Raw genomic sequence first — 26733 nt, 5'->3', positions numbered from 1 at the left:
TTTGCATAGTATTCAGAAAAGAATAAGTTCAAACTCGCTTACTAAGCAAATAGCTTATGCTGGCTTTCTAAGTTTCATAATGGGTATTTCGCAGATTGTACTTGCTGTTCCGACATTAGAAATCATGTCTGCTAGTGGTACTAATACTACTAGCGCGTCGTTGAATGATAAAACGAATACATTTGTATTTAACCCAGCAAATCCAAATGATAATAATACACAGTCATACTTTCCCGTGACGAAAGTTACTTATTCAATAACCGATAATCCGTATTCTGGATCATCTAATGATTCGTATGGACTTTTTTATAGCGCAAACTCTTTTGTTGCTTTAAAAGATCAAGGTTTCCCTGCAAATTATAGTGCATATACGAGTGTTTTTTCGTCTAATCGTAATAATGTAGGGGCGGGAATTGATCTAGCTACAAACTATGGTGTTCGTTTTACGGGGAATTGGGAGAAATTAGCGGGACGCTCGATTAATACTTCTGGTGTAAATGGTGGATTAGGGCATTATATTGGGGAAATAACAATGAAGTGGGATCGTCCCATTACGAACCCAGTCATTAATATTTCTGGACTAGGAGGGCGGACTTCCTCATCTAATACACAACTATATCCAGCTTATGGGATTAGCTCACAATTTAAATTATTATCCACTACTAATATTTCTCAGATGTACCGATTATCGGGAAGTAATTTTTCAGTCAGTAATGGAGAAATTCGAAATACATCAAGTACTATTAGTGCAACTATTGATGCTGGGGGAGCGAGTGGTAGTGTCCAGATAATGACAAGTTCTGCCATTACTGAGCTTAAATTTGCTGTTTATCTGCGCTCTGATTCTAATGCTTCTGGCTTAATAGATACATCAAGAAACACTGGAGCAGATGCATTTATTTTTAGTGCTTCAAGTGTTGACTCTATGGTTGGAGATTTGGTCGTTTCAAAAACCAATAACACCACTCAAGTCTATTCAGGCGACTCAACGATCTATACCGTTCGTGTGACCAACACTGGGCCTGATACGTATACAGGAACCTTGCTGAAAGATGTAGTCGGGACAGGCTTAACCGCCACAGCTGTGGCCTGTAGTACAGTTGCCAATAATAAATGTACCACTGCCCCAGCTCTCAGTGGTTTGGGCTCGATTGATACTGGAGCTTTAGCTGCTGGTGAATTCTATGAAATTTTAGTTACTGCACGTGTGGATGCGGCCGCAGGCAGTACAGTTACTAATACAGCGACAGTTGAACTGCCAACACTTGGTTCATCCACTGGTGTTAGTTGTACGACCTTAAATGCAAACGGTATTACCCGTTCATTTAACTCCACCACAGGTGCATGTACAACAGCAGACCAAGATACCGTCCTTGCCTCTGCCGACCTAGAAGTTTCAAAAACATCAGACAAAACTACTTACAATACGGGCGATGTTGTTAAATATACGATTAAAGCTTGGAATAATGGTGCATTGGCAGTTACCGATGCGATATTAACAGATACTGTTCCTGCAAATATTGCGGGTTTAAGTTGGACATGTACCAAGTATGGCACGGCTGTTTGCCCAACAACTGCAAATATGGTCACTTCAGAAAGTAGCAATAGTTTAACTGCGACTGGGTTGAACCTGCCCGCAAATGGGAAAGATGTCAATTATTTAGAGTTCACCATAACAGGATTGGCTTATAAAGCTGGGGCTGTAGCCAATACGGCATCTATTTCAACCACTGTTTTTGACCGAAACTCTGCTAACAACAGTGCAACTGCGAACATGACCATTACGCAGAATACACCCATTACAACTGGAAACTCGCAAAATCAGTGTCTATCTAGTCAGGCTGTCAATCTTGTCTCGAATACCGCATTTACCAGCTATGATGCTGATAACACGTTGACCGCTAAGAGTTATGATCTGAAAACGGCGGGGACTAATCCAAGCATACTGCCGAATACGGTGATGTATGGCACAGGAGCAAATGGTGCTTTACAAGTAAAAGGTCGACTCAGTTGGTCTTATGGTAGCCCGCGTAGTAATACGACAGGTGTAACTATGCGAGTGCTGGTTGATGGCGTTATTTATGCAGTGTTGGTTACCCCAGGTAAAAGTTCAAACACTACGGCAACTTTTAATGCCTTAAATGGAGCACAAGTTGCACAAGCAGAATATGCTTTGACGTCTTACCAAACAGATCCTGGATCAATTAATTTTACCATTACATTGCCGACGACAGTGACAAGTGTAAAAGTCGTGAGCACAGAGTTTCAGAGCTATGCCAGTTCTGGTGTTGCAGGGGATGATATTGGTATTGGTTTAAATGAAGTCAATGCCTGTTTAAAGCCAACGTTTGCGATAAACAAAGTATCTGAAAATGGCACAGATAGCTTCAACTTTGGCTCTTTTACAAATTTGACCAATAGCAATGCTGAAACTATTACCAGTGGTGAGGTGGTGACAACAGTGGTTGGAACGGCACAATCGGTACGCTTAAAGAAAAGTACATCTCCTGTCGAGCAAGGTTCTTTATTGGCTTATGCGACACCGAATACCGCAATTAGTTTTGCTGAATCTGCCTCAACGCTATATTCGCTCAAGACCGTAGAGTGTACGGATACGAATACAGCTGTTTCGGGCAATAGTACAGGTAATTTGGGTAGTTTAAGTGGGTTGACTCAAACGATTCCAGCAGCTAATGTGAAATTTGCGTCCAAGTTTGTTTGTCGTGTGACCAACAGCAAAAATGCTGGCTATGTATTCTCTGGACGAGTGTTTAATGACAATAGCGGAACGACCTCAGATACATCTAAGGCTTATAACGCTGTTGTAGATACAGGTGAAGTGGGCATAGCGGGTAGTGTGGTTGAGTTGCAAGACTGCAGTACCAAAACGGTTCTAGCCTCGACTACAACGAATGCAAATGGCGATTTTAAAATCCAAACATTACAAGATGTCTTTTCTGGACGTAGTAATGTTTGTCTTGTACAACGTAATGTGACAGGTTTTGACTCGGTAAGTTCTGCAAAAGCAAGCACGGTCACAGCGACCGCTGATAGCAGCAATGATCAGTTCACTATTCCTAAAGCGAACAATGTCACCAGTTATGACGGCTTCTTATTTGGGGATGCAGAGTTGCAGCTAGTTCTCACCCAAAATGGACAAAAAACTATCGTGGCGGGAGATGTGGTGGATTATCCACACGAGTTAACTGCTAAGAGTGTGATGAATGTTCAAACGCTAACGGAAACTAAAGAACAACAGCCCGCTAATAATCAGCCTTGGCAGAGTTTGGTTTATGTGGATAGCAACTGTAATGGGCAGTTAGATCAAGGCGAGAGTTTGCTTGCGAGCCGAACGATGAAAGCCAATGAAAAAGTCTGTTTGATTCAGCGTGTGATTTCTCCGACAACAGCTCAAGGAGGAGATCGTTTCATTGCTAGCTTTAAAGTGAACGCAAAAGCCTCTTATACTGCAGCAACGCTGAAGGAAACGAATAGTGTTAATGATATTACGACGATTGGAACGGCTGGCTTAAACATCAGTAAACTGGTTCGTAAAACGACAGCATGCCCAGCACCGAGTAATGAGACAACGCCATTTACAGTATCGAACCAAGCAGCAAAAGGGGATTATTTAGAATACCAAATCACCTATACCAATAATTCGAATAAAAATTTAGTTGATATTGTTTTAAAGGATAGTGTCCCAATTGGTACAGTCTATGGAACGATGTCTTGTACGGCATCTGGGTGTCAAACTCAGGAAAGTTCAGGGCAGTTAAAATGGACGATTCCAGGTGTGTTAGCACCGAAGCAAAAAGGACAAGTTGGTTTTTGTGTCAGGATTCCAAATTAGTTCATCTGAGCAGTGAAAAGCCCCTTTTCTGAGTAAGATAAAGGGGCTTTTTTTATCCATCCGTCTTGATATTTTTTCAGTGGTATTTGTGCGTATTTGTTTGAAAAATATATTAAATGGAAGATTTGATGTGAGTGATTTTAAGACAGGTATTGCTCCTATTTTATGCAATAGAGTGGCACATAAAAAGCACAAATTCAGGCTAGAGTTACACATTTTGTATTTTTTTTATATATGTAAGTTTTTGTATCACACAGCAATGTTTCCTTGTGTAAACTCACTGAAGAAATAAATATTAATAAATAACAATAAGATAAATATTATTGTGTGACTGTATGTATCCCTTTGTATTTTACTAAGGAGAACCAGTTAACATTTTTTTTTAATAATGTATGGTTGTTTGTGTGTTTTTTGTTTAATATTGCATTGAGATTTGTTGCATTAATTTAAAAGAAAGTGATTAGTGTCACAAAAAATTCGCATTGGTTTGCAATGGATAAAATCATGTTAAACAAAAATTCTATGCTGAAAAAAATGACAATTGCTCTGATGTTTGTTGGAGTTGCAGCCAATGCGATGGCTGTAGCTGCAGCAACCAATAATGAGCCAGTCTCTATTCAGCTTAAAGCTTTCAAAAAAGTTGTCGATAACAAAGGGAATGCACAGTTTAAAGCTGCAGACTCGATTAAGCCGCAGGATGTCATTGAATATCGTGCGACTTATACCAACAACACCACAGGGAATATCAAAAGCTTAAAAGCAACATTGCCTATCCCTGCGGATACTCAATATTTGGGTTCAAGTTTACCTTCAGGTGCACTAGCAAGCACAGATGGGGTCAACTTTGCCGCAATGCCATTAAAGAAAAAAGTAGATGGCAAATTAGTCAATGTCCCATTGAAAGAATACCGCGCTCTACAGTGGCAAATTGCTGAACTACCTGCAAAGAAAGCCGTAACGGTCAGCGCGCAAGCCAAAGTAAATACTTCAAACGATTAATTTCTAAATTTCACACACATCATTCCGATGGAGTCGGGGGACTTTCATGTCTATGAATTTGAAAACAACAAAGCGAAATAACCTTTATTTGTCTATTGCGACAGTTCTAGGTGGCTTTGCTTTCTTCGCTACAGGTGCCACGCATGCAGCTGCACCTGCTGCGGGAACGAATATTAGTAACATTGCTACGGCATCGTATGTGGATGGCACATCGACTACACGTACAGTGACGTCGAATGAAGTAAAAACGACTGTATTACAAGTGGGTAGCTTCACACTTGAGCAGAACCGTACCGCAACTGCTAACCCGAATGGTGTAGTGACTTTATCGCACGTATTGACCAATACGGGTAACGGAACGGATGAATTCACGCTAAGTTTAGCGAATGTGACAGGGGATAATTTTGACTTCTCGAACATTGCTATTTATTTAGATGCGAATAAGGATGGTGTGCCAGACAATGGTACGAATTTGGCTGGGCAAAAAGTGACTTTAAATGCTGGTGAGTCTGTAGGCTTGGTGGTGGTTGGTACAACAGCCGCAACAGCTACAGCTGGCAATACGGGTCAATTAGAACTGTCTGCAGCAAGCACGTACATTACTGTCGTAGCAGACAAAACCAAAAAGAATACGGACACCGTAACGATTGTTTCAGGTGCGGTCATTCAAGTGACGAAGTCTGCCAATGTAACGGCAGTGGCACGTGGCGATACTGTAACGTATGAATTAACCTATAAAAACACGGGTAATGCAGACGCAACCAATTTAACTATTGAAGACGTTTTACCTACAGGTGTGACTTATGTTGCAGGTTCAGCACGTTGGAGCGGTCAGACTGCGGCATTGACCGATGCGACTGGTGATGAAGCGGCGGCAGCAGCGAAATACGAATTTACGAGCAATAAAGTGCAGTTGGTGCTTGCTTCTGTGGCGCGCAACAGTACGGGCAAATTAACCTTCCAAGTGACGGTAGATAGTACTGCTCCTGCAGGAAAAATTACCAACATTGCGACATTTGATCCAGATGGTCCAGGCACTGAGACTTCTCAACCAACTAACCCGTATGATGTCACTGTACAGTCTACTTATACAGGTACGATCAACGATAACGCGACCGATACTTATTCGGATGCACAAAAAGTATCTGGTAATACCGCTAAAGATGACTTGATCACTACAACAGCAGTACAAGGTTCTCCTGTTTTATTTGGTGCCTCAAGCTCTACAGAAGATATCTGGATTCACAATCTGGGTAACGTATCTGAAACCTATAACATTACAGTTAATAAATCTGCATTACCTGCGGGTTCTATTGTTGAGCTATTAAAATCAGATGGTAATACCCCATTAACTGATACTAATGGTGATGCAAGTGTGGATAGTGGTCCATTGGCATCTGGTGGTCATCTTGAAATCTCTGCACGTATTACTTTGCCAAATGGTTATACAGGCCCGATTACAGCACCTGGTCTAGATACAATCTTAACCATTACACCTGTACATGCCCCTGCATCTTCAGATACGGTGACTTTAAGAATTACCAATATCACAGCGTCAAAAGTCGATTTAAGTAACGGTAAAGGTAATAAAAACTATACTGAAGACGATACAGGCTTAACGGGTGAGGGTGCTTACGTTTCTGGTAATGTTGTAACTACCGTAACAACTAAACCTGGTGTGGCGGCTACCTTCCCTATTGCTGTAACAAATCATGGTTCAACATCAGATAACTATAATTTTGGTACTGAGCAAGCATTGCCATCTGGTTGGACAGTTGAATACTTTGTTGCGGACTCAAGTGGTGTATGTACATCAACTAAAGTAACCAACACAGGCGCAATTCAGCCAAATGCAACGGCTTATTTCTGTGCCAAAGTAACACCTTCAGCGGATGCGACTCCTGCTAATAGCCAAGATATCGTCTTTACGATTAACTCTCCTGCGACAGGCTTAACCGACAAGATGAAAGATCACTTGACGGTAGAGGCAGTACGTGGACTGTCATTCTTGGCCGACCAACAAGGTCAGGTAGCACCAGGTGGTACCATTGTTTATAAACACACTTTAACCAACAACGGTAACGTTGTGGAGGGTGTTTCTGGTGGTAGCACACTTCCGTTTACAGTTACGCATGATCCATCAAATACAGGCTTTGTAACTTCTGTTTATGTTGATAAAAACAATGACGGTATTGCAGATGCGAGTGAGTTGGTTACAGGTGCTGACCTTAATGCATGGTTAACGGCAACTAACGGTGCCGATGGTCTTTCTCCAAAAGAAAGTATCAACATCTTGGTCAAAGTTGAAGCGCCAAGTAATGCAACAGCAGGTCAGGCCGACTTGTCGATCATTACGGTAACGCCGACAGGTGATCTCAATGGTACGGTAGCTCCAACAGCAGTTACTGTAACAGACAAGACCACAGTCAACATTGGTCAGGTACGTTTGGAAAAACTACAAGCACTTGATGCTGCTTGTGATGGTACGCCAGATGGTAGCTTTGGTACTTCGACTCTTCAGGCAAAACCAGGTGCTTGTATCATTTACCAAATTAAAGCGGTGAATGACGGTAACCAAGCAGTAACTGATGTTGAAATTACCGATGCAGTGCCAAGTTACACCACTTTGGGCTCAACGCCAGTTGCGGCTTTAGAACCTGTGTCAAAAGGGACAGTGACGAATACTACAAATAATTTGAAGTCTTCGAAATTTGCCTTGGCACCTTCTGAAACCGTGACGATGAAGTTCAGCGTCAAGGTCGATGGACAATAATTAAGCCATAACATTAATAACAACTTTTGTGGATAGGCATTTTTTCGTGCCTATCCCATTCACTTGCTTTTGCTCGGTATTGGGGTATTTTCGTGATTAAACGAGTTCAGCCGTTACAGAATCATAAGATCAAGCTTATTTTCTCAAGCTTAGCGACCGCTATGGCTTTGGTAAATCACGCTTATGCTGTGATGCCTGCTGCTGGGCAAAATATTACCAATACTGCGTATGCAAGTTTTGTACAAAGGGACGGTTTGATTGGTCAGGCCGTTTCAAATACTGTTCAAGTCACGATTACACCACAGTACGTGATTAGTCTGACTTCACCTGCGCGACAAGAAATCAATGCGGGTGATAAAGTCATTTGGTTAAATACGTTAACCAACCATAGTAATGCGCAAGCCGAGATTTCAATTGATCCTACTTCGGTTGCAGAATTATCCAATATAAAAATATATGTCGACAGTAACCAAAATGGTGAGTTTGATCGTTCAGACTTATTGGTAACGGGGCATCTCACTTTAGAAAGTGGTCAAAAAGTTGACTTATGGGTCGTTGCAGACTCATCAACTAGTTTAAAAGACAGTCAAAACGTTGATCTGCCACTTCGTGCTTATGTCATTCAAGAGCCTACAGTGGTTGCTGATGCCGTGAATGGATTGGTGAGTTTCTTGCCACAGCTCATCGCAACCAAATCTGTAAATAAAAGCAGTTTTGAACCACAAGCTGGGCAGTCTTACGATTTAACTTATACCTTAAATATTAAAAATACCTCTGCACGTAATTCGGGTACAAAACCGATTGAGGTCGATGGACAGACCATCAATGCAGTGGTGTTATTAGATGATTTACCTGCCAACACCACGTTTAAATCGGCAAAAGCAAATAATTCCAATGCCTTGATTTTATATCCATTAGGGCAAGATAAATTTACCCAGCAGATTCCGAACGATAAATCACTCATCAATACCTTGGTGGTGGCTTATCCGCAGGCTTTAGCAGCCAATGCGACTGAAAGTGTCGAATTGGTTGTGACCATGAACTCGAATATTAGTCGTACCTCGATTTCCAATATCTTTAGTGTCGAGCATGGCTTAGTTTCAAATATTAAAAAAACGCTGTCGAATGAAGTCGTGACGACTGTGGGGGGAAGTTCTTCCATCAGTAATAACAGCAAAGATTATTCCAGTATTTTAGCAACAGGTAGTTTAAGCAAGCCGTTGTATATCGCAGCAAATAGTGCCATGTGTAATGCAACACGTAGCAGTGCCGATAAAGTTAAAATTAAAGTTCAGTCGACGAAAACGGGTGATATTGAATACGTACAAGGTATTGAAACAGGTATCAATACAGGCATATTTCGGTTCTCTTTAGCAACGCAGGAATCTGCAACTGCAATACAAAATGACCAAATTTTACAGACGGTTAAGCGCGATCAAGTGCTGGTGAGTTTAACTGATTGTTTAGATGAAAATGGTAATTCTACGGCCAGCATCAGTGATGTCGATACCAATGTGTTGATTGATCCATATGGTGTGGTTTTTGACGCGAAAACCAATCAACCTGTTGCGGGTGCAACCGTGACATTATTGGATGCCAATGGTAAGCCTGCTGACAATGTCGCTTATAAACTAGATGAAACGACAGGGGACAAAGTTGCTATTCCTGCAACGCAAGTCACCAATAGCGATGGTGAGTTTGTTTATCCTTATGTCGAGAATGGTACTTATAGTTTATATATCGACACCTCAACGATTGCGGGTGGAACCAGCTATAAATTTACCAGCGATAAAACGGTATATAACAATTTTAACAATCGCGTAGTTGATGCGTCATGGTCTTATGGCGGAAACTTCACTTTAAAAACGGGTGATGCGGCACTTAATATTGATATCCCAATTGACCCTGTTGATATTGTGACGCCAATTAATGACAAACTGGTCATCAAGAAAGAAGTGGTGGGCGATAAAACGGCTGAAATTGGTGACTTTAAAGATTATATGGTAACGGTTGCCAATATGGGTGACTCAACGCTATATGATGTCGATATGAAAGATACTCTGCCACGTGGCTTTGTGTATGTATCAGGCACTACGCGTGTCAATGGTCAAAAGAGTAACGACCCACAGGGTGGCAAAGGTCCTTATTTAACTTTAGGTTTAGGGACACTGACACCGAAACAAGAAGCGAAGATTCAATACCGTGTATACATTGGCCCAAATGCTTTAAGTGGCGATGGGATTAACCGTGTTTATGCGCAGGACAATAAAAATACGACTTCAAATGAAGCACGTGCGGCGGTTAAGGTTACGCCTGGAGTATTTAGTCCAGATGGTTTTGTGGTGGGTAAAGTCTTTACCGACTGTAACCGCAACGGTGTGCAAGATGCAGGTGAGCTGGGCGTACCAGGCGTTCGTATTTACATGGAAGATGGGAACTTTGTGGTCACTGATCGTGAAGGGAAATATAACTTCTATGGCATTAAGCCCATTACGCATGTGCTGAAAGTCGACAATACCACTTTACCGAATAATGCTGAATTGGTACTGATTAGTAACCGTCAAGCCGGTGATCCTGCCAGCCGTTTTGTCGATTTAAAACGTGGCGAATTACACCGTGCCGATTTTGCGATTGCGGATACTGCGGGTGAATGTAGCCAAGCTTTGGCTACACAAATTGAGGCACGCCGTAGCAAAATTGATGCGCAACTGGATGCACTTGAACAAACTTTACGTCAGGACTTAACGGTAGATCCGCTCAGCAGTTATGTGACCGATGTTCAAGGTCAACCTGCCAGTGGTTGTATTAGTGCTTCTGGAGCTTCGGCAAACTGTAATATTGAATATAAAAAAGAACAGATTAAAGATGTGAAAACGGTTCAGCTTGAACCAGTTAAAGCGCCTGTAATTTTAGATTTAGAACAGGAATTACAACGTTCTGAATCGAACCAACTTGCCATTTTGAATCTAAAAGAACAACAAGTCTTGCCAGCCCAACAAGCCACCATTCAGGTGAAAGGGGCTTTAGGTACGGATATCCGTTTGTTTGTCAATGACGAGCAAATTTCGGAAAAACGCATTGGTAAAAAAGCCACCTATCAAGAGCATGGCGTTGCGGGTTTAGATTTTATTGGTGTGCCACTTACGGCAGGAAAAAATACGGTTTCTGTGCGTCAGTACGACAGCTTTGGCAATTTACGTGACCAACAGCAATTGACTGTGATTGCACCCGATGCAATGAGCCAATTGGCCACACAGTCTGTAGAGCAAGTGGTCTATGCCAATGGTAAGGACGTTTATCAAGTTGTAGTGAAGATTCTGGATCGTAATGGCACGCCTGTTGCAACGCGTACCCCTATCACTATAGAAACATCGGTAGGCACGATTCAGCTCAAAGATTTAGACCCTGATAAACCGGGTATTCAAGTTTTTGCAGAAGGCGGTTCTATTGTTGTTCCAGTACTCGCGCCATTGGAAGCGGGTTCAGGTGTGCTACGTATTCGTAGTGGTATTTATGAACAGACTGTACCTGTACATTTCTTGGCGGAACTGCGTCCAATGTTAGTTGCCGGGATTATCGAAGGTTCATTTGCACTGAATAAGTTCGACCCAAAAAATCTGTCGAAAAGCTCGACTCAAGATGGCTTTGAAGAAGAACTGAATGATTTATCCAGTTCAGGCGATGGTGAAACGGCCATTCGTGGTCGCGCCGCATTGTTCCTGAAAGGAAAAGTGCGTGGGGATTATTTACTGACTTTGGCTTATGACTCAAGCAAAGAAAATAATCAGCGCTTATTTCGTGATATTCGTCCAGATGAATATTATCCCGTGTATGGTGATGCATCTGCCAAAGGTTTTGATGCGCAATCTACCAGTAAACTTTATGTCCGTGTAGATAAAGGCCGCTCTTATGCGATGTATGGTGACTATGTTACACGTACAGAAAACGATGAAGGGCTTTCATTGGGTCAGTATAGCCGTTCATTGACAGGTCTGAAGTCTACTGCTGAAGGGGAGCGTTACCAAGTTTCTGGTTTTGCAGCTCGTACCAATGCAACGCAAATCGTGAATGAATTGCGCGCAATGGGGGTTTCTGGTCCGTACTCTTTGGGTATAGATAGTGACGATATTTTAGAAAATAGTGAAAAAGTGGAAGTGATAGTCCGTGATCGTAACAATCCTGGCTTGATTATTTCACAGCGCACATTAACCCGTTTTAGTGACTATGAAGTTGATACCTATACCAACAGTATTTACCTGACCTCACCTTTAAGCAGCATTGATGAGAACCTGAACCCTGTTTATTTACGTATCACGGTTGAGTCTGACCAAGGTGGTAAAGAATATACAGTTGCAGGTGTGAATGGTCGTTATAAGCTGAATGATAAAGTGACGGTGGGTGGTTCTTATGTGCAAAATGATGATCCAATGGATCAAGAGAAAATTGCCAGTGCCAATACCGTGATTCGTTGGAATGATAAAACTAAACTCATTGCGGAATATGCCTACTCTGATCACGATGCGTTAAACCTTGATCAATTAACCGATGTGAATGCATCAAATAGTACAGACAAATCTGGCGATGGCACCGCAGCTCGCGTGGAACTTGATTACAAAAATGACAAGGTTGATTTACGGGCTTACCATCAACAGGCGGATGAAAACTTCCGTAACGCCGCATCTTCGATTAGTTCAGGACGCAAAGAAAGCGCAGTGAAACTGAATGCACGTTTAGATCAATTTGGGATTTTACGTGTTGAAGCAGTACGGACTGAAGATATTGCTAACGAAGGTATCCGTTATGGCGTCAGTGCGTCAATTGAAAAAGCAATTAACCGCATAGTGAGCTTGGAACTGGGTACACGGTATTATAACGAATCGGCGAGTGCAGCGAGTGCTTCAACGCAAAGTGTTGAAACGCCGTATGACGGCACTACGGTTCGTGCTAAATTGAAAACAGCGCTCCCTTTTGATGGCTCAAGTGCTTTCTTAGAATATGAGCAAGATATCGCTGATAGTGACCGCCGTGTATTTGCTGTTGGTGGTGATGCTCAAGTCTATAAAAATATTCATGCCTATGCGCGCCATGAGTTCATTTCAAGTATTGGTGGATTATATGAGCTGAACGACACGCAAAAACGTAATACGACTGTTTTTGGTTTAGACAGCGAATACATGCGTGATGGCTCAGTATTCAGTGAATACCGTGTACGTGATGGTATGAGTGCACGTGAAGCTGAAGCCGCGATGGGGGTGCGTAACCGTTGGCAGCTCAAAGAAGGCCTATTCTTTAATACCAGCTTTGAAAAAGTGAAAGTGTTTGAGGGTGAAAATAAAAATTCTTTAGAGTCAACTGCGGCAACCTTCGGCTTTGAACATCTGTCTAATCCACGCTGGAAAAATGTGGCACGCATAGAAGGGCGTTGGTCGAATCAAAGTGATAGTTATTTAAATACTTTAGGTACCGCGTACAAGTATTCAGACGAAGTGACTTTATTGGCTAAGAATGTACTGAACATTACCGACAATAAGTCTGCGGACTCTGGCGATCGCATCATTGATCGTGTTCAGGTTGGTGCTGCATATCGTGATTTGGCGACCAATCGTTTTGACTCATTGAGCAAAATTGAATATCGCTATGAAAAGAATGAAACAACGCTTGATGATCCGTATGAACGTAATGTTTATATCATGTCTCATCATATGAATTATCACCCAACACGTTCTATTCATTTATCAGGGCAATATGCTGTTAAATACCTTGATGAAACCTATGATCTTCTACAAACCAGTGGTATGACGCAAATGCTCAACAGCCGGTTTATGTATGACATTAATGAGCGTTGGGATGCAGGTGTCAATGCTGGAGTAATGTGGAATAGTGTTTCGGATGGAACCAAATATATGGCTGGAGTGGAAGTCGGTTATCTACTGGCAGCGAATCTTTGGGTTTCTGGGGGGTATAACTTTGTTGGCTATCAAGATAAAGATTTAATTGATAGTGATACAACGATGGATGGCGCATATTTCCGCTTCCGCTTCAAGTTTGACGAAAACTTATTTAATAAAAATAAAACCTCAGTCAATAAAGCTTTGGAGCCAAAATAATGTTGAGAGTCGCGACTAAGCATCTGTTATGGCTGACAGCAGTGGGTGTTGTGCTGACACATGCTAGCGAAGCCCCAGATCCTTCAACCTATCAGGCTTCGCAGCAGCAGGTGCATGTAGAATTACAAAGTGCATTTGGGCAAGCAACGGATATAAAAGAAAAATATCAGTTAGAAAAAGCGCGAGCGTGGCTGAGCTATGCTGACCATGCCTATAGTGCAAAAGCGAAGCGTCAAAATATTGAATTGATTTACCAACAGGTCTTAGACATTTTATATGCAGATCAGCGTGCAAATTTAAGTGTAGAAACAGCAATACTGCCGTTTTCCCAAGTCATGCGTCATGATTTATGGACGCGCGCTGAACGTATCAAAGTACAAACGGGGTTTCAGTGTGCCTATAAAGAACTGGCACAAGCGGAAGTGAATTTGGTTTGGGCGGCTGCTGAGTACCGTCAATTGGGTTGGCGTCATTCGCGTGAGATTTTTGCCTCAGCAGAGCGTCTGATGGATCAAGCGATCTATTTGTCTGAGAACTGCGGTACGCTTTAAGTTTGGTCGGTATTATAACAAGACAAAACGCGAAGATTGCGGTGCATATTGGTATGGGGATTTGCATTTTATCACAATAAAAAAGGAGCCATTTTGGCTCCTTTTTTATTTAAATCTTTTCAATACGGCAATAATAAAAACCATCACCATGGTCAGGTGTCGGGAAAAGCTGACGACCGTGAATCTGCTCAATACCCCAATCTGCGTGAATTTTCACTTCTGTGGCATCTGCATGTTGTGCGAAGAAATGTTGCATCTGCTGTTCATTTTCAGCTTTTAAAATTGAACAGGTGATATACAACAAGGTGCCACCAACTTTCAGCTGTTTCCACATCTGTTCCAAGATCTGCTGTTGTAGTTCAACCGTTTGCTGGATGTCGGTAGATTGGCGCAGTAAACGAATATCAGGATGGCGACGCATCACTCCAATGGCTGAACATGGAGCATCTAAAACGATGCAATCTACAGGTTCAGATGTTTCCCAAGTCGTTGCGTCGGCCGCGAGAATTTCAACCTCGGTGAATTGGTTGAGCTCAAGCCGTTCTAGGTTTTCAGCCACACGGACTAACCGTTTAGCATCCTGATCAAGTGCGATGAGTTTCTTCGGTGTATATTTTTCCAGTAAGTGTGCTGTTTTGCCACCAGGTGCCGCACAAGCATCAACGACGAATTTGTCATCTAAGTTGGGCAAAAGTGTTGCACAGAGCTGCGCATGTTCGTCTTGAACGGAAAAGCCACCATGCTCAAATCCTGGGAGTGCAGGAATCTGTACAGCTTGTTCTAAAACAATCCCTACTTCAGACAGCTGACAGGCATGAGCATCAATATCTTCTTCAGTCAAAATTTCGAGGTATTCTTCACGGCTGACCACGCGCTCATTGGTGCGTAAGGTTAGAGGTGCAACACCTTTTAAGTCACGGCAAAGCTGTTCAAGTGTGTCGACGCCCCAATCTTTTTTCAGGCGCTTAAATAGCCAGCTAGGTAAGCCATGTGCTTGTTCTAAGCTGTGTTGAAATTCAGATGTTTCACGTGAAACACGGCGAAGAATTGCATTGACAACACCACTTAAGGCTTGATAGCCGAGCTGTTTGACCGCAGTCACTGTTTCTGAAATTGCTGCATGGTCTGCAACACGGGTGCATAAAATCTGATACAGGCCTACATAGAGGCAGGTTTCAACTGTTTCATTGTTCAGCGGTTTGACCAAGAGTGGCAAGGTAATACTTTTTAAACCGTACCATTGGCGCAATGTTCCGAGAACTAACTCATGAAAAAGTGCGCGATCACGATCGGCGACTTTAAGCAAATGCTGAGGAAGCACGCTTGCTAAAGACTGACCTTGTTGTACAGCTAAAAGTGTGCGAATCACTTGCGCACGTAGGTTTAGGTGAGACGTGCCGGGTTCAATTTTACTCATGCGAAAACTTGTCCTACCTGTAATTTTTGAGTTTGCTGGATTTGTACAGGGTTAAGCGTTTTACCCCCTGGCCATTGTAGTGCGGTTAAACACACCGCTCGTCCATCTCCACACACGACATGTACGCCTTGTTTGTCGATGGCTAAAATACTGCCAGCGGTTTGGTTTTGGGGGTTTTCTGCAGACAGTACTGAACCCCAAACACGTAAATTATTATTTTCATCCAGTGCAATAAATGCCACAGGCCATGGGTTAAAGGCACGAATATTACGGTCGACTTGCGCTGCAGTTAATGACCAATCAATACGCGCTTCTGCTTTTGACAACTTATGCGCATAAACTGTTAACGCTTCGTCTTGTACTTCACGTTGCTCTAAATGGTGCTGTAATGTGCTTTCAGAGGCCAACACTTTAACGATAGCTTCTGCCCCTTGAATCGCCAATTTGTCATGCAAGCTTGCAGAGGTATCTGTGGCTTCAATTGAGCAGTAGGTTTTATACATCATATCGCCAGTATCCAATCCTGCCGCCATTTTCATAATGGTGACCCCAGTTTCTGCATCTCCAGTAGAAATTGCGCGTTGAATCGGGGCTGCACCGCGCCAGCGCGGCAGGAGCGAACCGTGAATATTGAGACAACCATATTTAGGCGTATCTAAAACCACTTGTGGCAAAATAAGACCATAGGCAGCTACGACCATCACATCGGCATTTAAGGCTTTGAGTTCAGCCTGAGCCGCCAACCCCTCTTCCGTTGAAGACTTAAAGTGCAGTGGTTGATAGACAGGAATTTGATGCGCTAAAGCCAGTTGCTTCACGGCTGAGGCAGTCAGTTTTTGCCCACGACCTGCTTTACGGTCAGGTTGTGTATAGACCGCGACAATCTCATGTTCTGTTTTTAGCAACGCGTCTAAGGCTACAGCCGCAAATTCGGGCGTGCCTGCGAAGATGATTTTCAATAAAGACTCGAAAAAAATGACAAGATTAGATCAATTATAACAAAACTGGAGCAGTTACTGATTTTACCATTATAAAAAGCTGACTAAGACCGTCTAAATGAATGATGTATTAATATTTTTATGAAGAAAAAAGTTGTGGGTATTCGGCATAGACCAAGGGGGGATTTGCATTTTATATAAATAAAACTCATGCAAAATTTAAAAATTATTCATAGAAGTTTTGTATTGAAAGGTCAGTGAACGGGTTATAGTAGCTTCAATATGCAATTGAATGTCAACTCATTGGTTAAAATGTAGTGTCTAGCCTAGATGCCTGATCTGTTTTCGGTCGAGATGCCTAGAAACGATATTGGGAAAGAATACGGAGATGCTATGTTTAACTGTTTGACACTCATCGAACTCAGATTTTAGCCAGAGTGAATGTGCACATTCATCTCAAGCACACTTTGTTGGAAAATATAATGCCTGACTATCGTTCAAAAACATCGACACACGGAAGAAATATGGCGGGTGCGCGTGGCTTATGGCGCGCAACGGGGATGAAAGACGAAGACTTTGGTAAGCCGATTATTGCAGTGGTTAACTCATTCACTCAATTTGTACCGGGTCACGTTCATCTTAAAGACTTAGGTCAACTGGTGGCTCGTCAAATTGAAGCATCAGGTGGTGTAGCCAAAGAATTTAATACCATTGCGGTCGATGATGGGATTGCGATGGGACACGACGGCATGTTGTATTCATTGCCTTCACGTGACTTAATCGCAGACTCGGTGGAATACATGGTGAATGCACACTGCGCTGATGCCATGGTGTGCATTTCAAACTGTGACAAAATCACCCCGGGCATGTTGATGGCGTCTATGCGCCTAAATATTCCTGTGGTTTTCGTCTCTGGCGGACCAATGGAAGCGGGTAAAGTGAAAATTCGTGGCAATGAACACGCGATTGACCTTGTCGATGCCATGATTGTCGCAGCAGATGACAGCTTTACTGATGAAGAAGTAGCTGAGTATGAACGTTCAGCGTGTCCGACCTGTGGTTCATGTTCAGGCATGTTCACTGCAAACTCAATGAACTGTTTAACCGAAGCTTTGGGTCTATCACTTCCAGGCAATGGTTCAACTTTAGCAACCCATGCGAATCGTAAAAAATTATTTGAAAAAGCGGGTCAGTTGATTGTTGAAATCACCAAACGTCATTACGAACAAAATGATTACAGCTTATTGCCACGCTCAATTGCGACTAAAGCTGCCTTTGAAAATGCCATGACCCTTGATATTTCAATGGGTGGTTCAACCAATACCGTTCTTCACTTATTGGCCGCTGCGAATGAAGCAGAAGTTGATTTTACCATGACAGATATTGACCGTCTGTCACGTAAAGTACCTGTACTGTGTAAAGTTGCCCCTGCAAAACAAGATGTACACATGGAAGATGTACACCGTGCAGGTGGCATCATGTCGATTTTGGGCGAATTAGATCGTGCAGGATTGTTGGATACATCTGTACCGACCGTTCATGAAAAAACGCTAAAAGATGCTTTGGATAAGTGGGACATCATCCGTACGGAAGATGAAGAAGTGTATCAATTCTTCCGTTCAGCACCGGGCGGTGTACCGACGCAAACGGCATTTTCACAAGACCGTTACTACTCTCGTTTAGATGGTGACCGTGACAATGGCGTCATTCGTAATGTGGAACATGCTTTTTCTCAAGATGGTGGTTTGGCTGTCCTGTATGGAAATATTGCACTTGAAGGCTGTATTGTCAAAACAGCAGGTGTGGATGATTCCATTTTGAAATTCAATGGCACCGCACGTGTTTTTGAAAGCCAAGATGCTGCGGTAGAAGCGATTCTCGGTGGAAAAATCACTGCTGGCGATGTGGTAGTGATTCGTTACGAAGGTCCACGTGGTGGTCCGGGCATGCAGGAAATGCTGTATCCAACCAGTTACTTAAAGTCGAAAGGGCTTGGTAAGGATTGTGCTTTACTTACCGATGGTCGTTTCTCAGGTGGGTCATCGGGTCTATCTATTGGTCACGTGTCTCCTGAAGCAGCTGAAGGCGGTGCGATTGGCTTGGTTGAAGATGGAGACCGTATCGAAATTGATATTCCAAACCGTACCATTCACTTAGCTGTGGATGAGGCAACCATGGCTACGCGCCGTGAAGTGCAAGAAGCTAAAGGCTGGCAACCTGCTGAACAGCGTCCACGTAAAGTCTCTAAAGCCTTAAAAGCTTATGCGATGCATACCACCAGTGCGTCTAAAGGTGCAGTTCGTGAAATTTAATCGCTAGTCTTTGACTGATTAAAAAGAGCACTCCATTTGGGGTGCTTTTTTATTGATTAATGAAAATAGTACAGTCGCATTTTACAGTACGATTTGCACTTTTATTGCGTAGACGAGGTTTTACTTTTGATGGCACAAAAGTAACAAAATGCCTTTGTTTCCCTGATATGGCATCCCTGCCATACAGTGAAACAGCGACATCCATGTCGCTTCATCATGTGACTTGATTTGGGTAAAACAACAATAAATGGGTTTATGTAATACCTAGCGAGTCGCTTTCATGTGTAGCCTGCTTTCTATACAATAAAAACAGAAAAAATTGCCAAGACTGTAGAGCAATACGCAGCCATCGCTAAGGACAAATACAATGAGTAAAGACAATATCCGCGAACATTCAGCTCCTGTTTATGAGGGCATTGAAAATGCGCCTGCACGTTCCATGATGCGTGCAACAGGCTTTAAAGATTCCGACTTTACCCGTCCGTTTGTCGGTATTGCGTCTACGTGGGCCAATGTCACGCCGTGTAATATGCATATTAATGAACTGGCGCGTGAGGCTGAGAAAGGGGTCAATCAAGCTGGCGGCAAAGGCATTATTTTTAATACCATCACCATTTCAGATGGTATTTCTAACGGCACTGAAGGCATGAAGTATTCATTGCTGAGCCGTGAAATTATTGCTGATTCGATAGAAGCCGTGGTGGGGTGTCAAGCCTATGATGGGGTGATTGCCATTGGTGGTTGTGACAAAAATATGCCGGGTTGTATTATGGGCTTAGCCCGTTTAAACCGTCCGGGTTTGTTTGTTTATGGTGGGACAATCAAGCCGGGCGCAGGGCATACTGACATGATTTCAGTCTTTGAAGCTGTGGGTCAGCACGCCAAAGGTGAAATCAGCGCCATTCAAGTCAAACAGATTGAAGAAGTGGCGCTGCCGGGGCCAGGATCATGTGGCGGTATGTACACTGCAAACTCGATGGCTTCTGCGATTGAAGCCTTGGGCATGAGTTTGCCGGGCTCCTCTGCACAAGAAGCAGTTTCAGATGACAAGCGGATTGACTGTCAAAAAGCAGGTGAAGCGGTGATGAATTTGCTGCGCTTAGATTTGAAACCACGCGATATCATGACCAAAGCTGCATTTGAAAACTCGATTAAAGTGCTGATTGCCTTGGGGGGGTCGACCAATGGCGTGCTGCACTTACTGGCAATGGCACATACTGCTGGGGTTGAACTGAGTTTGGATGATTTTGTCCGTATCGGGCAAGATATTCCCGTAGTGGCAGATGTGCGTCCATCGGGTAAATATTTGATGTCTGAGCTGATTGCGATTGGGGGCATTCAACCGTTGATGAAACGCATGCTGGATGCTGGCATGCTCGATGGTTCATGTTTAACGGTAACGGGCAAGACCTTGGCAGAAAATTTGGCGGAGGTTGAAGATTACCCTGAAGGTCAGCAGATTATTTTACCCTTCGACGCGCCTATTAAAAAAGACTCTCACTTGGTGGTGCTTAAAGGTAACCTATCTCCAACAGGTGCTGTGGCTAAAATCACGGGTAAAGAAGGCCTGTACTTTGAAGGGCCAGCGCGTGTCTTTGAAGGTGAGATCGGTGCGATGCGTGGCATTTTAGACGGTGAAGTCCAAGCGGGTGAAGTGGTGGTGATTCGTGGAGAAGGGCCTAAAGGCGGGCCGGGCATGCCAGAAATGCTGAAACCGACCTCAGCGATTATTGGTAAAGGTCTCGGTAAATCTGTGGCACTGATCACGGATGGTCGTTTCTCTGGTGGCAGTCATGGTTTTGTCATTGGTCATGTAACCCCAGAAGCCTATGAAGGTGGGCCAATTGGTTTGGTGCAAAATGGCGATAAAATCTCGATTAATGCAGAAACCCGCGAAATGACGTGGCATGTTTCGGCAGATGAGATCGCTGCGCGTCAAGCGGCTTGGGTGAAACCGCAGCCGAATTATCGTTATGGGGCCTTGGCCAAGTTTGCAAAACTGACCACTGGTGCAGAAAAAGGCGCGGTAACTGATCTAAATTTAGATGTCTAATTGATCATTTTGCTGTGAATTGATATAAACCCTTGTAGTACTTTCAAGGGTTTAATGTAGAGGCTTTGCTCATGTCACTGTTGCGTCGATGGTTCGATCCGATTCGATCGCGTTGGTTTTACCAAAAACCGATTCGTCAAACGGTCGTATCTACAGAACAAGGCTTGAGTATTCATTTACGCCTCGACGATGTATACAGCTATTTAGCCGTTCAGCAGTTACCCCAAATTGAAGAAATTTTAGCGGATGAACTAAAACCATTGACGGTGGTCATTTCTCGTCAGGCTGCTGAACCGCCAAATCAGATGTCGGCATTGGAATGGCAGACTTATTGTTTAAATGATGCCAAAATTCTGTCGCGTCAGCACCGTTTTAGCTTTCATGAAACCCCGGAGCAACCCAGTATAGAGGCATTAAGCCAAGCAGAAACTATTTTGCGACTTACGCCACTACGTGGGCAGGACTTTTTGTATTTGCTCGAAGACGTGTTTCATATGTTATGGCAAAAGCAAGAGGGCAAACTGCGGACTTTATATGCGATGGCCAGTCGTCATCATCAGGAGCAAAACTTTCCAGAACGTATTTTTAATGATGATGTGGTACTGGCGAGCTACTTTCAACTCGGTGACCGCCAATATCATGCTGTTGATGATCTACTACGTTTAACCCGCCGTTTAAAACAACAAAAACTATTTACCGATAATCCGATTTTCTTAATCAATCATATAGATTGGCGTGAGCATTTGATTAGTGATGCGGAAGAGTTAAATGAAATTCAGGCACTTGATCCTGAGTTGGATTTATACGTTGCACTTGAAGATCCGATTTCATGGTTATTGTTGGCTTATATCAAAGAAGAGCTGGCAGATTATTATAATATTCAGCTTAATGTTTACCCACTGAGTTATCATGGTCGAGACTGGTTTGACTGGAGTTTGGCAACGCGGTTGTCTAAGCGAACAGAAGTACAGTTCACGCCGTTTTGTCGCCCGACCCAAGTGGCAACTTTGGCGATGGCACAGTTATTTTATAGTGTGCCCGAAGAGCAACGTATTGATGCCATGTATCGGATATTGAAAGCGGTTTGGACTCAAGGTAAGGATTTATCTTATAAAGCACATTTTGATCAGTTAATGCAGGAGCTCGATATTACAGCGTTGAGTGTTGACAATGTAGAGACCAAGCTCAAAGAAAACGATATCTTGTGTGAAATGAAGTCTCAACCCGATTTTCCCGTGCTTGAACTGCGTGTTGATGGTCAGAGCTATGTCTTTAATAGTCTGTATCGGGTTTGGATGATTGAAAGTATTTTCAGTAACGTACTGGAAGACCAGTACAAAGCAGATAGTGCTGATGAACAGCAAGGTTAAATGGTTTATTGTGTTTAAGTTGGGTTCAAAGTGCGCTTGAACCTGCATGATAAAATTTATCTTAAAAATAAATACTTAGTTTGCTAATGCTGAAAACGTTTTCAGTTGTCTTGAGGGCATGCTTGTTTAACCTGTGTGAAGGCCAAGCCCCTACGATATAAGCAACATGCTTAATCTGGATCATTATTTTTCAGGCACTTGAATTCTTATTTATAAATTTAATGAGTGTTAACAGTTTAAATCATTGTTAAATTCTATTAATTAATATGTTTACAAATGAAAATGATTATAATTGAGATTCTTTCTGTTTGTTGATTGATGCTATGCGTTTTCATATTTCTTATCTGAGTTTGTCCATTCTTGCTGTAATGACCACGCCGACCTTTGCTCAGAGCGAGGTAGAGGAAACGACATCATCGAAGGTTTTGCCCACTTTACAATTTGAAGCTCAAAAACAAGATGCGAAAGACGCATATGCGGCAAAAACGGCATCAGCTGTTTTGCGTTCAGATGCCCCACTTTTTGAAACAGCACAATCAATCAGCGTGATTAGTGCAAAACAACTCGAACAAAAACAAGCGAAAACACTGTCTGAAGCCTTGCAGGGTGTGGCAGGGGTCACTGCAGGACAGTATGGGCGTCGTGGCTGGGATGACTTTATTATTCGTGGACAAGTTTCCAGCGCGCAGACTTATGTCGATGGCTTGCGTATTCAAACTTCGGATAATGCCCTACGTTCAGAAGACATCACTGGCTTGCAGTCGATCGAAGTGGTAAAAGGGCCAACATCGACAGGTTTTGGCTTTGCCTTACCAGGTGGTTTAGTCAATTTAACCACTAAGCGTCCTGAGGCAAAGACTTCTTATCGTGGCAGTGCAAGCTATGGTAGTAATGCTTTGATTGATGGAACATTTGACATTAACTATGCACCAAATGACAGCGAAAAGGGTGCGTTTCGTGTAGTGGGTCATGCCTCTGATCAGGATGATCCAACAGATTATGTTTATTATAAAAATTATTATATTGCGCCCTCTTATAATTTTGATTTAGGCGAAAAAGATGAGTTGTCTGTGATAGCGAGCTATCAACATCGTGATTTTATTCGTCAGCAAGGGATTCCTTATAGTAATGGTGCTTATAAAAATTACTCACAGAGTTTGTTTTTTGGCGCGCCGAATTTAAGCAATACGGTTGATGTTTTGCGCTTAGGTTCGAACTATGCACATTATTTTGATAATGGCTGGACCTTTAAGCAAAATTTTGCAGTCACTAAAACCGATGCAGATAATAATCCTGTATTGGCAGCTAGTGGCGCTTTTTTACCAACCTTCAAACGGACGGTGGAAAGACAGATTAAAGATGATGTAAATTTTGCATTAGATAATAATGTGTCACGTCATTTCGACTGGGGCAAAACCCAATATGATTTAATGATTGGTTTAGATATGATGCATGAGCGTAGTGACTATGAACGCCGTCGCAATAGTTTGTCATCTTTTAATGCCAATAATCCTGTTTACACTGCAATTCCAAAAGCAACAACAACAATTGCTCACCAAATTACCGACACCCAATATATGGGTGTATATCTACGTAATAATTTTAAAATTGATGATCATTGGATCTTGGGCTTATCAGGTCGTCATGACTGGACACAGGTCGAAGTTGAAGATATCTTCAAGAATAAGTTGTTGAAAAATTCAGATAATGCCTTTACGGGTAATGCATCTTTGATGTATCAGATTAATGATATGTTTGCCCCTTACGTGAGTTATGCAACCTCTTTCTTTCCTGTGAGTGATGCAGGTAAAGATAGTTCACTTTTAAACCCTGAAGAAGGGGAGCAATATGAAGTTGGTGTGAAGTTTCAGGGGTTGAGTCAAAGACTGCAAGGTTATGTGGCTTATTATGATTTAACCCGTCAGAATGTTACAGAGCCAGATCCAACAAATACTTATTATGTACAAATTGGTGAACAAAAGACCAAGGGCTTTGAAACTGAATTATCCGCGGCTTTGACTGATCAATGGAACCTGACCGCAACCTATAGTTATATTCCTACAGCCAAAATCACTGAAAGTGAAACCAGCAGTGATATTGGCAAGCGAATTAACCATGTGCCTAAAAATGCGGCCTCTTTATCAACTCAATATTTCTTTGGTGGTGATCAACAGGGCTGGAATGTTGGTGCAGCTGCAACTTATCAGGGCGAGCGTACAGCACAAAGAGATACCTATTATGTACCGTTATCGAGTTATACACTCTACGACGTCAGTGCAGGTTATGAAGCGAAAAATTGGGGCGCAAAATTCAGCGTAAAAAACCTGTTTGATAAAGAGTATTTAGTTGGAACCACGCCAAATGCACAATTGGTGAGCTGGGGCGATCCACGTACTTTCCGCTTCAGCCTAAATTTCAAATACTAAGCAGAATCACAGCCATCACATTTGGATTCAATAACAGTTGAGTCCAGAGCATGCTTTCCAGTAAGCCTCAATCTTTGATTGAGGCTTACTTCTAAAAACAGTGATATGACCCCGCATTCAAATTTTATAGCATGGCACTAAGAGTTTAGAGAGAATCGTCATGCTTGCTTTTGTTATTTTTGTTTTTGCTGTCGCAGGTATGATTAAAGGCACCATTGGATTGGGCTTGCCCGCCGTGTCGATGGGACTTTTATCTTTGGTGATTAGCCCATTTCAAGCGGCAACTTTGCTCATAATCCCTTCAATGGTCACGAACGTTTGGCAATTGTTCGCAGAAGGGCGTGTACTGCGACTGCTACAGCGCTTTTGGCCCTTGTTGGTGGGCATGATCATCGGTTCAGTTTGGAGTGTTTTTCCTACGCTCGGACATGGCGAATTTCAAAGTGAAGCGTTGTTGGGCGGAATGCTGGCCATTTATGGTCTATATGGTTTGTTTGCCAAAAACATGCCCAACTTAGCCCCCTATGAAAAATATCTATCGCCGATCATGGGCTATTTGGGTGGTGCTTTGACAGTCGCGACAGGGGTGGTGGTGATTCCTGTGGTGCCGTATTTGCAGTCTTTGCATTTAAAGCGGGATGATTTGGTACAATCGCTTGGCCTTGCCTTTACCGTTTCAACTTTGTGTCTAGCTGCATATTTACATCTGAATCCTGTTGAAGATACCCCAATTGACTATCAATTGTCGTTGATCGCACTACTGCCTGCATTGCTCGGAATGTGGTTGGGCACTAAAATTCGCTACCGCATCCCTGAGCAAGCCTTTCGTAAGGTGTTTTTTGTGGGCTTAGTGCTATTTGGCAGTTATATGGTTTTACATCAATTGGGCTGGCTTTAATGCGCAATGAGTTGATCATGTTGGCTCAAGAGGAATTGACTAAAGCATTGGTAATCTGCGGGGAGCTGATCAAAATACCGTGTCGCTAGCAGCAACTTGCGGTTGGCCCATTTGCCTAGTAGTTCAATCTGCTGAAAGTCATACTGCACGTTTAAACGCTGTGCTGCCCGTTTGGGAATAATGGCAATGCCGACGCCATTGGCAACGACTTGTGCGATTGCGGCAAAGTTCGGGACCCGTAACCGATAGTGAATCTCACAGCCTAAGCGTTTGGCTTGAGCCTCGATTGACTGTTGTAGGGAATGGTATGGCATGAGGCCTACAAAAGGATGTTGCACTAATTCACCCAGTTCCAGTTGAACCACAGTGGCAAGTGTATGCTGATTCGGACAGATCAGCACCAACGGATCGTCAGCAAATTCTTGGGTTTCAAGTTGTCCTGCATCGAAAAAACTGGAAATCAGTCCCAACTTCGCCGTGCCTATGCTGAGGGCCTGAATAATGTCATTGGTTTCAGCTTCCTTTAATTCGATATGAAGTTTTGGATTTTCCATCAAATACTGTGGCAATAAATGGGGTAAGTATTCACTTTGCGCTGATGAGTTGCACCACAGAATAATGTTACTCATTGTACTGTGGGCAAAGGGCAACATGGCCTGTTGTAATTGTTGCTGCTGTTGTAGCAAATGTTGTGCATGTTCAGCAAAAGTTTGTCCAGCAAGGGTCGCTTTTACCCCTGTTGCATGGCGGGTAAATAAACTGACTTCAAAATGCTGTTCTAATTTTTTAATCCGCTCACTGGCTGCCTGTAAAGAAATGGCGGAACGTTCTGCACCTTTGGTGAGACTGCCTGTACTCAGGATATTGATAAACAATTGCAGATCAAAAAAATCAAGGCGCATGGCAGGGTCAACGCGGAAAATGTTGCTTTATCTTAGTCCTTTTTGCGTTTTGAGACATCCCTTTAGCAGAGTGGCATATGAAATAGAAGGTAGCGCATCCGACCAAAAAAAAGCAGCCCGAAGGCTGCGATCAA

13 protein-coding genes are annotated in these 26733 nt (G+C 42.9%); 10 read left to right on the top strand and 3 right to left on the bottom strand.

What is annotated here, in order from left to right; all coding sequences use genetic code 11:
* Nucleotides 1-79 precede the first annotated feature (79 nt).
* The 5 genes from DPG01_RS08020 (at nucleotide 80) to DPG01_RS08000 (ending at nucleotide 14283) form a co-directional block, all read left to right on the top strand.
* Entirely contained in the window at nucleotides 80-3853 is a 3774-nt protein-coding gene (locus DPG01_RS08020) for a DUF11 domain-containing protein (protein ID WP_162622328.1), read from the top strand.
* A 504-nt stretch (nucleotides 3854-4357) separates the two neighbouring features.
* The gene (locus DPG01_RS08015) at nucleotides 4358-4852 is read left to right on the top strand and encodes a hypothetical protein (RefSeq protein ID WP_086210375.1); all 495 of its coding nucleotides are present in this window, start codon (nucleotides 4358-4360) and stop codon (nucleotides 4850-4852) included.
* A 46-nt stretch (nucleotides 4853-4898) separates the two neighbouring features.
* On the top strand, nucleotides 4899-7625 hold the full coding sequence (locus tag DPG01_RS08010; protein ID WP_110974724.1) for a DUF11 domain-containing protein: 2727 nt from the start codon (nucleotides 4899-4901) through the stop codon (nucleotides 7623-7625).
* A 92-nt stretch (nucleotides 7626-7717) separates the two neighbouring features.
* Nucleotides 7718-13732, top strand: a complete 6015-nt coding sequence (locus DPG01_RS08005; RefSeq protein ID WP_228147016.1) for an SdrD B-like domain-containing protein — start codon at nucleotides 7718-7720, stop codon at nucleotides 13730-13732.
* Complete coding sequence (locus DPG01_RS08000; protein ID WP_110974723.1) at nucleotides 13732-14283, top strand: hypothetical protein; 552 nt, start codon at nucleotides 13732-13734, stop codon at nucleotides 14281-14283. Before DPG01_RS08005 ends, DPG01_RS08000 begins: the two co-directional genes overlap by 1 nt.
* 109 nt (nucleotides 14284-14392) lie before the next feature.
* Here the strand turns inward: DPG01_RS08000 and rsmB are convergent, their stop codons facing one another.
* Nucleotides 14393-15700: a 16S rRNA (cytosine(967)-C(5))-methyltransferase RsmB gene (gene rsmB / locus DPG01_RS07995; protein ID WP_110974722.1), complete on the bottom strand. Its 1308-nt coding sequence runs from the start codon at nucleotides 15698-15700 to the stop codon at nucleotides 14393-14395.
* On the bottom strand, nucleotides 15697-16659 hold the full coding sequence (gene fmt, locus DPG01_RS07990; RefSeq protein WP_110974721.1) for a methionyl-tRNA formyltransferase: 963 nt from the start codon (nucleotides 16657-16659) through the stop codon (nucleotides 15697-15699). Before fmt ends, rsmB begins: the two co-directional genes overlap by 4 nt.
* Before the next feature lie 461 nt (nucleotides 16660-17120).
* Between fmt and ilvD (DPG01_RS07985) the strand changes: the two genes are divergently transcribed.
* The 5 genes from ilvD (DPG01_RS07985) (at nucleotide 17121) to DPG01_RS07965 (ending at nucleotide 25697) form a co-directional block, all read left to right on the top strand.
* The gene (gene ilvD, locus DPG01_RS07985) at nucleotides 17121-18950 is read left to right on the top strand and encodes a dihydroxy-acid dehydratase (RefSeq protein ID WP_086210370.1); all 1830 of its coding nucleotides are present in this window, start codon (nucleotides 17121-17123) and stop codon (nucleotides 18948-18950) included.
* Between the two features lie 367 nt (nucleotides 18951-19317).
* Nucleotides 19318-21003, top strand: a complete 1686-nt coding sequence (gene ilvD / locus DPG01_RS07980) for a dihydroxy-acid dehydratase (protein ID WP_110974720.1) — start codon at nucleotides 19318-19320, stop codon at nucleotides 21001-21003.
* 71 nt (nucleotides 21004-21074) lie between these two features.
* Nucleotides 21075-22373 carry a hypothetical protein gene (locus tag DPG01_RS07975; RefSeq protein ID WP_110974719.1) on the top strand — a complete coding sequence of 433 codons (1299 nt, stop codon included), beginning with the start codon at nucleotides 21075-21077 and terminating at the stop codon, nucleotides 22371-22373.
* 323 nt (nucleotides 22374-22696) lie between these two features.
* Nucleotides 22697-24799 carry a TonB-dependent siderophore receptor gene (locus tag DPG01_RS07970; protein ID WP_110974718.1) on the top strand — a complete coding sequence of 701 codons (2103 nt, stop codon included), beginning with the start codon at nucleotides 22697-22699 and terminating at the stop codon, nucleotides 24797-24799.
* Nucleotides 24800-24959: 160 nt separating this feature from the next.
* Nucleotides 24960-25697, top strand: a complete 738-nt coding sequence (locus DPG01_RS07965) for a sulfite exporter TauE/SafE family protein (protein WP_086210366.1) — start codon at nucleotides 24960-24962, stop codon at nucleotides 25695-25697.
* On the opposite strand, the gene DPG01_RS07960 is transcribed toward DPG01_RS07965, so the two are convergent.
* Entirely contained in the window at nucleotides 25694-26599 is a 906-nt protein-coding gene (locus tag DPG01_RS07960; RefSeq protein WP_110974717.1) for a LysR family transcriptional regulator, read from the bottom strand. The two genes, DPG01_RS07965 and DPG01_RS07960, sit on opposite strands and share 4 nt — an antisense overlap.
* Between the last annotated feature and the right edge of the window lie 134 nt (nucleotides 26600-26733).

The organism is Acinetobacter sp. WCHAc060042 (assembly GCF_003231195.1).
Taxonomy (GTDB): Bacteria; Pseudomonadota; Gammaproteobacteria; order Pseudomonadales; family Moraxellaceae; genus Acinetobacter.
The sequence above is the reverse complement of the archived record's forward strand: the minus strand, read 5'-3'. Positions and strand labels throughout refer to the sequence as shown.